7 protein-coding genes are annotated in these 9,893 nt (G+C 43.2%); all 7 read left to right on the top strand.

The features are described from left to right. The coding region (locus R6U02_RS08825) for an alpha-amylase family glycosyl hydrolase (RefSeq protein ID WP_410263245.1) at nt 1–848 on the top strand (848 nt) is incomplete at its 5' end. A 33-nt stretch (nt 849–881) separates the two neighbouring features. After that, nucleotides 882–3,152, top strand: a complete 2,271-nt coding sequence (locus R6U02_RS08820) for a glycoside hydrolase family 65 protein (protein ID WP_410263244.1) — start codon at nt 882–884, stop codon at nt 3,150–3,152. Between the two features lie 510 nt (nt 3,153–3,662). Beyond that, nucleotides 3,663–4,322: a beta-phosphoglucomutase gene (pgmB, locus tag R6U02_RS08815; protein WP_410263243.1), complete on the top strand. Its 660-nt coding sequence runs from the start codon at nt 3,663–3,665 to the stop codon at nt 4,320–4,322. A gap of 29 nt (nt 4,323–4,351) precedes the next feature. Continuing rightward, a complete protein-coding gene (locus R6U02_RS08810; protein ID WP_410263242.1) occupies nt 4,352–5,977 on the top strand; it encodes a glycoside hydrolase family 13 protein in 1,626 nt (541 codons plus the stop codon). 206 nt (nt 5,978–6,183) lie between these two features. Further along, nucleotides 6,184–7,482, top strand: coding sequence for an extracellular solute-binding protein (locus tag R6U02_RS08805; RefSeq protein WP_410263241.1), 1,299 nt, complete (start codon nt 6,184–6,186; stop codon nt 7,480–7,482). A 160-nt stretch (nt 7,483–7,642) separates the two neighbouring features. Next, the gene (locus tag R6U02_RS08800; RefSeq protein ID WP_410263240.1) at nt 7,643–8,959 is read left to right on the top strand and encodes an ABC transporter permease subunit; all 1,317 of its coding nucleotides are present in this window, start codon (nt 7,643–7,645) and stop codon (nt 8,957–8,959) included. Further along, nucleotides 8,959–9,837 (top strand): sugar ABC transporter permease, encoded by an 879-nt coding sequence (locus R6U02_RS08795; protein ID WP_410263239.1) that lies wholly within the window; start codon nt 8,959–8,961, stop codon nt 9,835–9,837. Before R6U02_RS08800 ends, R6U02_RS08795 begins: the two co-directional genes overlap by 1 nt. The last annotated feature ends 56 nt before the right edge of the window (nt 9,838–9,893 follow it).

Here is a 9,893-nt window from a genome sequence, read left to right as displayed (position 1 = left end):
CGCCGTATGGGACCTGCTGCCGGATACCTAAGAAGTTTTTCAAGGAAACGACGGCAATCAAAGAAGATCTGTATATCTTAGGAGAAATTTGGCATTCATCACAGAACTGGCTAAACGGTGACGAGTTCCATGCCGTCATGAACTATGCGTTTACGGATAATATCGAGAATTATTTCTTCAAGAAGATCTTATCTCCGACGCGTCTGGTCTCGAGTTTGAACAGTCAGCGGATGCTTTACCGCAGACAAACGACTGAGGTGATGTTTAATTTATTCGATTCTCATGATACGCCGCGTATTTTAAGCAAAGCAGGCGGCGATAAAAATCTCGTAAAATCTGCGATGGCATTCCTATACTCTCAACCCGGTACACCGTGTATGTATTACGGTACTGAAGTGGGGATGGACGGAGAAGGGGATCCGGATTGCCGTAAGTGTATGATTTGGGACGAGAACAAGCAGGATCACGATATGCTGCGTTTTTCAAAAGAACTGATCCGTTTCCGTAAAAAATATCAGCCGATTTTAAGCTATGGCGAAACAGAATGGCACGATATCAGAGACGATGAACAATTCATAGGGTTCAAACGTAAATTAGGCAACCAGGAACTGTATTTCTTCTTCAATCAGGATGAAGATGAAGCCTTTTTACCACTTCTTCCCTCCGGTGCGATAAAAGTCTTTGGGTTCAATGATGACTCCTATGAAGAAGATCAGATATTGCATCAGAACGGTTTCTCAGTCTTTTATTATGTGGACAACGAAGAAGAGAAGAAACAACGCTTAATGAAAAAACGTGATCGAGCGAAGAAACGTAGAGTTTTAATGGAAGCAATCAAAAACGATTAAATAACAGAATTCATAACTTAGGATGTGTGACGGATGAAAAGAATAGCGAAGATAGACCCGTGGAAGGTCATCACGACCGATGTCAAAAAAGATAAGCGTGTGCAGGAAAGTTTAACGTCCATAGGTAATGGTTACATGGGTTTACGTGGGAACTTTGAAGAAGGATACTCAGGCGACACCCATATCGGCACCTATATAGCCGGCGTGTGGTACCCGGATAAAACGCGAGTCGGCTGGTGGAAAATTGGTTACCCGGAATATTTCGGTAAAGTGATCAATGCAACGAACTTTCTTCCCATAACGATTCGTGTCAACGGACACCAAGTCGATTTGGCAAAAGACAAGGTCAGAGATTTCCATTTAGAGCTGGATATGAAAGCGGGCGTACTGAACCGTTCTTACGTCTGGACCAATGACGAGATTGAAATCGCCTTTACGTTTGCTCGTTTTGTCAGTGTCGCAACGAAAGAATTAGCGGTGATGCATGTTGAAGCAGACGTACTGAAAGGTAATCCCACCATTGAAATGATGCCTCATTTAGATGGCGATGTCGTCAATGAAGACAGCAACTATGATGAACAGTTCTGGATCGAACGAGACCGCGGGTTGACGCCACATCCTTATTTAACGACAAAAACAATTGAGAATAATTATGGTACCGATCGTTTCACCGTCACGACGATGATGAGCAATACGGTAGAAGGGTTGAATCAGGAAGCCAGCAGTGAGTCTGATATGACCGTTTCAGAAACCTATAAAGGAACGGTTTCAGCAGGCGACAGGGTGACGTTGACAAAATTAGTGTCTGTGATCACCAGCCGTGACGTTGAAGAAGCCGAGCAAGTTGAGGCTGCCGAAGCGATCTTAAGTGATGCCAGCCAGGCTGCCTTTGTGCAACTGAAAGAAGCACATGTTAGTGAATGGGCCAAGCGCTGGAACAACGCCGATGTGGTCATCGAAGGCGACGCGGCGAGCCAGCAGGGTGTCCGCTTCAACATATTCCAGCTCTTTTCGACCTACTACGGAGAAGACCCGCGTTTGAATGTCGGGCCTAAAGGCTTTACTGGCGAGAAATATGGTGGCGCAACCTACTGGGATACGGAGTCATGCATCTTGCCTATGTATCTGTCGACGACGGATGAAGAAGTTTCCAGACAGCTCCTTGTTTACCGTCACAATCAGCTGGAAGAAGCGCACGTTAATGCCTCTAAACAAGGGCTTAAGGGCGCCTTGTATCCAATGGTCACCTTCACAGGGATCGAATGTCATAATGAATGGGAAATCACGTTTGAAGAAATCCACCGTAACGGAGCGATCGCTCATGCCATTTACAATCACGCGACTTACTCCGGAGACGAATCTTATTTACTTGATCAAGGCATCGAGGTGCTTACCGGGATTTCCCGTTTCTGGGCGGACCGCGTACACTACTCAAAACGTAATGAGAAATATATGATCCATGGCGTCACAGGTCCAAACGAATATGAAAACAACATTAATAACAACTGGTACACAAACACGATGGCCGCATGGACGCTGCGTTACACACTCGAGTCACTTGGAAAAGTGTCAGATGAGAAAAAAGCGAGCCTGAAGATCGAGTCTGAAGAATTAAGTCAATGGAAAGATATTGTTGAAAACATGTATTTCCCTAAAGATGAAGAGCTGGATGTTTTCGTTCAACACGACACGTTCTTGGATAAAGACTTGCGTCCGGTGGATTCACTTAAACCGGAAGAACGTCCGATCAACCAGAACTGGTCCTGGGACATGATTTTACGCTCGCCGTTTATTAAACAAGCGGATGTGCTGCAAGGCTTGTATTTCCTGAATCACGAATACAGCCAGGAAGAAAAAGAGCGCAACTTCGATTTCTATGAACCGATGACGGTGCATGAATCATCGCTATCGCCTTTGGTCCATTCCATTCTGGCTTCGGAATTAGGTAAAAAGGAAAAAGCATTCGAAATGTATGAACGTACGGCACGTTTGGATCTGGACAACTACAACAACGATACCGAAGACGGGCTGCATATTACCTCGATGAGTGGGGGCTGGTTATCCATCGTTCAAGGTTTTGCAGGCATGCGTACCCTGACCGGTGAACTGTCCTTTGACCCATACTGTCCTGAAAAATGGGACGGGTATGAATTCAAATTGAAGTACCGTGGCCGACTGATTAAAGTCACTGTCGATAAAGAAAATGTCGCATTCACCTTACAAGAAGGCGATGCACTCGATATCGTTCTGTACGGGGAGACTGTAACTTTAAAAAACAGCGTCAAACAAGCTATTAAAAAGTAAAGACAGACAATCAAGAAGAGATGATCAGATGATCTGATTATCTCCACAGTTTAGAAGTTACTGTAGACAGACTCGTACGCTGAATAAGTACGAGTCTGCCGTTTTGCGGTCGGAATGACGAACTCATGACGGAATAATTTCCGAGTCTGCCGTTTTGCGGTCGGAATGACGAACTCAGGACAGAATAATTTCTGAGTCTGCCGTTTTGCGGTCGGAATGACGAACTCATGACGGAATAATTTCCGAGTCTGCCGTTTTGCGGTCGGAATGACGAACTCATGACGGAATAATTTCCGAGTCTGCCATTTCGAGGTCGGAATGACGAACTCAGGACAGGAAAATGTCTGAGTCTGCCATTTCATAGTACCAATGACCAGCTCATGGTATAAAACCAAGTGAGTCTGCCGTTTTCACAACCAGAAACACAAAAAGACAATGATGAATAAGGAAGAGAGATGGTTATCTCTCTTTTTTTATTAAAAAAAAGTAAGATACTACAAGGAGGCAGTTATGATTAAAGGACTAATTTTCGATTTAGATGGTGTGATCACAGATACAGCAGAATATCACTACCTGGCATGGAAAAGTTTAGCTAAAAAGATGGGTATCGAGATGGACAGAGAATTCAACGAGCAACTTAAAGGGATCAGCCGAATGGAATCTTTGGATCTCATCTTGAAACACGGCAACAAAGAGAATGACTATTCTGAAGAAGAAAAACACGAATTAGCGACACAAAAAAATGAGGAATACAAAGAGTCCATCAAGCAGATCACACCCAAGGATTTACTTCCGGGCATTGAGCAATTGCTTAAAGACGCTAAAGACAAAGGTCTGGGCATGGCCCTCGCTTCTGCAAGTAAGAATGCGCCTGAAATTATGAAACGACTTGAAATTGAAGATCTGTTTGACGGGGTCGTGGATCCGGCCTCATTGAGTGCCGGTAAGCCTGATCCGGAAATATTTATCAAAGGAGCAGAAATGCTCGGACTAGATGCCTCTGAATGTGTGGGACTGGAGGATGCTGAAGCGGGTGTGGAAGCCATCAATGGTGCCGGCATGTTCTCGGTAGGTGTAGGTTCAAAAGACGCCATGCACAAAGCAGACTATATCGTGGAAGACACGAGAGAACTGACATTGGATGCCATTCTTGAGCGAGCAAGCAAATAATTTAATTTAGTTACCGAGAGGAGAGTTCTATGAAGTGGTGGCAAAATGCGGTCATTTATCAAGTTTATCCGCGCAGTTTTCAGGACAGTAATGGCGATGGTATCGGGGATATTCCCGGAATCATCAGTCGTCTGGATTATTTAAAATACTTAGGGGTCGATGCTATCTGGTTGAGTCCAGTTTATGATTCACCCAATGATGATAATGGCTACGACATCAGTGATTACCAGGCGATTCATCCTGATTTTGGCACAATGGAAGATATGGACCGACTTATTGATGAAGCCGCTGAACGCGGTATCCGGATCGTAATGGATTTGGTTGTCAATCATACAAGTGATGAGCATCAGTGGTTCGTTGAATCGAGAAAAAGCAAAACGAATGAGTACCGCGATTTCTACATTTGGCGTGACCCGGTCGATGGCGGGCCGCCTAATGATATGGAAGCGGCGTTTGGCGGGTCTGCTTGGGAATACGATGAAGAAACAGAGCAGTACTACTTGCATTTGTTCAGTAAAAAACAGCCTGACTTGAACTGGGAAAACGAAAACGTCCGTCAGTCTGTGTATGACATGATGAATTATTGGTTAGATAAAGGCATCGGTGGCTTCCGTATGGATGTGATCGACTTGATCGGTAAACTTCCGGATGAGAAAATCACTTCCAACGGTCCCAAGTTGCATGACTACCTGCAGGAATTGCACGAAGCAACGTTGAAAGGCAGAGATGTCATGACAGTCGGAGAAACGTGGGGAGTAACACCGGAAGCTGCTAAACTTTATTCTGATCCGGAGCGTCACGAATTATCCATGGTTTTTCAATTCGAGCACATACAGCTGGATGAAAAGTCGAATCAGTCGAAATGGGATATAAAAGAGATCGACTTCGTTGAGTGGAAAGAGGTCCTGACCAAGTGGCAGATCGAATTAAAAGATAATGGCTGGAACAGTCTGTTCTGGAATAACCATGATTTGCCCCGTGTCGTTTCTCGTTACGGCAATGACAGTGAATACCGAGTAGAAAGTGCCAAGCTGTTTGCGATCCTGCTTCATCTTATGAAAGGCACGCCCTATATTTTTCAGGGTGAAGAGATCGGGATGACAAACAGAACGATTGAATCCATCGATGAAGTGGATGATATCGAAAGTATCAATATGTATAACGAACGATTGGATGAAGGCTATACACACGAGGAGCTTATTCATGTGATCAACGTTAAAGGACGCGATAATGCGAGAACGCCAATGCAATGGGATGACTCTGACCAGGCTGGCTTTACAACCGGGACACCTTGGTTACCGGTCCAGCCGAATTACAAAGAAATCAATGTGGAAGCATCCCGCGACTCCTCGGATTCTATTTTCAATACTTACAGACAACTGATTCAATTAAGAAAACATAATCCGCTGGTCGTTTGGGGCGATTATGAATTGCTCTTACCGGATCATCCCTCTGTTTATGCTTACAAACGATCATATAAAGGCAAAACATGGCTGATCGTCGCGAATGTGAGTGGAAAAGTAGAACATTTGGTTTCAAATATTACAAACAGTGTCGGAGATGTGATTGTTTCAAATTACGATAAAGAATCCTTCGATCCAAAACAGTCAGTGTTACAGCCATATGAGGCGATAGTTGTCGAATTGCTGGATTAGTTAGCGATATAAAAAAACGTCGATGTATCCTGATACCGGTAACATAGAAAAAACAATTGAAACAATTGTAAAAAACTTATATAGTTACAATGTAATCACTTACAACATTGTTTTCTAAGCAAACAAGATTTTAGAAAGCCTTTTCTTGGAGCTTGGAGAATAAAGTAAGCAAATATAGGAAAATACAAAAAATAGGAGGCAACACAATGATTGATAAGAAGTTTTGGTACAAAGGAATGTTACTGCTTTCAACAGTAGGTCTACTTGCAGCATGTGGAACAGATGACACCACCGATTCAGGTGATACATCTGAGGACACAACAGAAGATACAGAAGAAACAGATGAAATGGCAAGCGAAGATACACCTGAAAAACCTGAATCGTTACATATTTGGGTCAACGACGAGGAAGTACAATTAGACGCTTATGAACAGATCACTGCTAACTTTACTGAAGAACACGATATTGATGTAGAAATCACACCTTACAGCATGCTGGAACAAACAGAAGGCATGAGTTTGGATGCACCTTCGGGACAAGGTCCGGATCTGTTCTTCCAGCCACATGACCGCATGGGTGATATTCACTTACAAGGTTTAGCTGCAGAACTGAACTTGACAGAAGATCAGTTAAGTCGTTTAGGTGAATACAATGAAGCGGCTGTCAACGCATTCAGTTATGAAGGTGGACAATATGGTATTCCGGCAGTTGTAGAAACTTACGGACTGTTCATCAATACAGATTTAGTACCTGAAGCACCCGAAACAATGGATGAATTGATGGAAACTGCACGTGAATTGACAGAAGGTGACCAGTACGGCTTCATGATGGATGCAGCTAATTTATACTTCACCTACCCATTCCTGACGGCTGACGGTGGCTACATCTTTGCACAAAATGAAGACGGCACATACGACACTTCAGACATTGGCTTAAACACACCTGAAGCTGTGGAATCAGTTGAAATGATTCAATCATGGTTTGAAGAAGGACTTATGCCTGAAGGAACAGATTTAGAAGTAGCTAACAGCTTATTCATGGATGGAAAAGTTGGCATGATCGTAAACGGACCATGGGCAATCCCTGACTATGAAGCTGCCATTGGCGAAAATCTGATGGTTACTGAATTACCATCTAAAGACGGTGAACCATTGACCTCCTTCTCAGGCAACAAAGGCTGGTTAGTGAACTATTATACAGAAGCTGAATACTGGGCAACAGAATTAGCATTGTTCATGACAAATGAAGAAAGCTCAGCAACTTATTTTGATGTAGCTGGCGAATTGCCTGCTCATGCAGCTGTAGAAATTGATGATGAGTTAATGAAACCGATCTTTGCTCAAACTCTAAATGCACATCCAATGCCTAACATCCCGGAGATGTCACAAGTATGGGAACCTATGGGTGACGCATTACAATTTATCCAACGAGGTGACGATGTACAAACTGTATTAGACGAAACAGTTCAAACAATTGAATCTGAAATTTCAATGATGGGTCAATAATTTAAATATCGTTGTAACGTCAAGCTAATTTAAGGAGGAGATTGAGCAACTAAAAACTCAATCTCCTTCTTCATATTAGTTATTTATGTGTTTAGAGCTGTTTAACGTCACCTCTATAGACATAAGTGACTGTTTTAGGGCTAGTAGAAGGAGAGAAATTATGGCTACTGACGAAAATCAAAAAAAACCCTCCCAGACACGAACGAAAGATCTGAATCATAGCCCCAAAAAAGCTATGCTTCTATCGATCATTCCTGGTATGGGACAGATTTACAATAGAAGAAAACTGAAAGGTATCGCGATATTTATCCTGTTTGCCGCTTTTGCATTCGTTATGATCGAATTTGCTGCTGCCGGCTTACAAGGACTTATCACCCTTGGTAATGAAGCACGTGTTGATGATTCACGTGTATTCTTGATCGAGGGTATCCTGGCACTGCTCTTTACTGTTTTCTATGCTGCCTTTTATTGGTTTAACATCCAAGATGCAAAAGTTGAGGCGCAGAAAATTAGAAACGGATGGAAACCCGGTGGCGTAATGGAAAACTTCCACAACTCATGGGATACGGCTTTTCCGTATGTCATGATCGGTCCCGGATTTGCACTCTTGATCTTTGTGGTTATTTTACCACTGCTATTTATGGGCTTCTTAGCCTTTACCAACTACAATCTATACAATGCTCCCCCACGTAGCTTGCTCGAGTGGGTCGGCTTTGAAAACTTCATTCGCTTAGTGACCTTATCGGAATGGCGCGAGACCTTTGTCAGCGTTCTTTCCTGGACACTCACCTGGACATTTGTCGCAACAACGCTGTCAATAGGTCTGGCAATGTTCCTGGCTATCTTGACCAATGATAAACGTCTCAAAGGGAAAAAGATTATCCGGACCATATTGATCTTACCTTGGGCTGTTCCAGGGTTTGTCACAATTATTATCTTCTCAGCATTATTCAATGATAGCTTCGGTGCGATCAATAACGATATTCTGCAACCGTTGTTTAATATCACGATACCTTGGATGACTAACGTCATGTGGAGTCGAATCGCGATCATAATGATTCAGGTCTGGCTCGGTTTTCCTTTTGTCTATGCACTGTTTTCCGGCGTGCTGCAGGGGATATCGTCTGACTGGTATGAAGCCGCAGATATGGATGGCGCTTCGCGCTGGCAAAAATTCACAAACATTACGTTCCCGCATCTGATGTTTGCGACGGGGCCGTTACTCATAACGCAATACACGTTTAACTTCAATAACTTTAATATTATTTACCTGTTCAATGAAGGTGGTCCGGCCGTTCGTGGACAAAATGCCGGTGGAACGGACATCCTGATTTCCTGGGTCTATAACTTGACCTTTACCAACTCACAATTCAGTATGGCTGCCGCTATTTCATTGATCTTAGGACTCATCGTTGCAACGTTTGCGTTTTTCCAATTCAGACGTTCAAGTTCATTCAAAGAGGAGGGTAACAACTAATGAAAAAGAATTCCACTAAAAAAAGCGACCGTAAACTTAGTCGCAAAGAAAAAAGCCGTTTAGAAGTTGCTCTCATCTATTTGATCCTTGGGCTTGTGTTTGTGGTTATCTTTTATCCGCTCTTATGGGCATTTGCAATCTCAATGAATACCACGACTAATCTATATAGTGCGTCTTTATCTCCAGAGAATTGGTCATTGGATAACTTTGTATGGCTGTTTACAAGTCCTAGAAGTGATTATCTACTTTGGTACAGAAACACGCTGTTTGTCTCGACAGTCGTCACAGTCGTCACAACGACAGTCGTAAGTTTTACCGCTTACGCATTCTCGCGTTATCGTTTCAGAGGACGTACGAATGGATTGTATGCTTTCTTACTCTTACAAATGTTTCCGGTACTGATGGCAATGGTGGCTCTGTACATCTTGCTCAACACTGTTGGATTGTTAGATAATCTATGGGGATTGATACTGATCTATATTGGTGGAGGAATCCCTATGAACGCGTTCCTGGTCAAGGGTTACTTGGATACCTTACCGAGATCGCTGGATGAATCAGCTAAGATGGATGGTGCGGGTCACTTCAGAATTTTCTTCCAGATTCTATTGCCGCTAGCTAAACCGATTCTATCCGTGGTTGCCTTGTTCAACTTCATGGGACCATTTATGGACTTTATCTTACCGCGTATCGTTTTAAGAAGTCCCGAGAACTTCACCTTAGCGTTGGGTCTTTATAACTTCGTTAATGCGCAGTTCTCAAATAACTTCAGTCGTTTTGCTGCGGGTGCGGTACTTATTGCCGTGCCGATCGCAACAGTTTACTTGATGCTGCAAAAATACCTTATTTCAGGGTTGGCATCTGGTGCGACAAAAGGATAATTATCATCTGAAATTAAATACTCTCCTCACATGTGTTGTTGGGAGAGTTATTTTTT

The sequence above is a fragment of the Alkalibacterium sp. genome (assembly GCF_046484155.1).
In the GTDB taxonomy this organism is placed as follows: domain Bacteria; phylum Bacillota; class Bacilli; order Lactobacillales; family Carnobacteriaceae_A; genus Alkalibacterium.
Note: the sequence above shows the minus strand (reverse complement) of the source record. Positions and strands in the feature narration are given on the sequence as shown.